The 820-nt window shown below is 52.2% G+C and carries 1 protein-coding gene; it reads right to left on the bottom strand.

Annotated features, from left to right (window positions below):
* Positions 1-52: 52 nt before the first annotated feature.
* Positions 53-757 carry an IS6-like element IS26 family transposase gene (locus tag MHY08_RS11585; protein WP_001067858.1) on the bottom strand — a complete coding sequence of 235 codons (705 nt, stop codon included), beginning with the start codon at positions 755-757 and terminating at the stop codon, positions 53-55.
* Positions 758-820: the final 63 nt, after the last annotated feature.

Consider the following 820-nt stretch of genomic DNA (forward strand, 5'->3'; position numbering starts at 1 on the left):
GGCACTGTTGCAAAGTTAGCGATGAGGCAGCCTTTTGTCTTATTCAAAGGCCTTACATTTCAAAAACTCTGCTTACCAGGCGCATTTCGCCCAGGGGATCACCATAATAAAATGCTGAGGCCTGGCCTTTGCGTAGTGCACGCATCACCTCAATACCTTTGATGGTGGCGTAAGCCGTCTTCATGGATTTAAATCCCAGCGTGGCGTTGATTATCCGTTTCAGTTTGCCATGATCGCATTCAATCACGTTGTTCCGGTACTTAATCTGTCGGTGTTCAACGTCAGACGGGCACCGGCCTTCGCGTTTGAGCAGAGCAAGCGCGCGACCATAGGCGGGCGCTTTATCCGTGTTGATGAATCGCGGGATCTGCCACTTCTTCACGTTGTTGAGGATTTTACCCAGAAACCGGTATGCAGCTTTGCTGTTACGACGGGAGGAGAGATAAAAATCGACAGTGCGGCCCCGGCTGTCGACGGCCCGGTACAGATACGCCCAGCGGCCATTGACCTTCACGTAGGTTTCATCCATGTGCCACGGGCAAAGATCGGAAGGGTTACGCCAGTACCAGCGCAGCCGTTTTTCCATTTCAGGCGCATAACGCTGAACCCAGCGGTAAATCGTGGAGTGATCGACATTCACTCCGCGTTCAGCCAGCATCTCCTGCAGCTCACGGTAACTGATGCCGTATTTGCAGTACCAGCGTACGGCCCACAGAATGATGTCACGCTGAAAATGCCGGCCTTTGAATGGGTTCATGTGCAGCTCCATCAGCAAAAGGGGATGATAAGTTTATCACCACCGACTATTTGCAACAGTGCC

Source organism: Corynebacterium sp. ACRPJ, from assembly GCF_022347345.1.
GTDB classification, from domain to species: Bacteria; Actinomycetota; Actinomycetes; order Mycobacteriales; family Mycobacteriaceae; genus Corynebacterium; species Corynebacterium tuberculostearicum_D.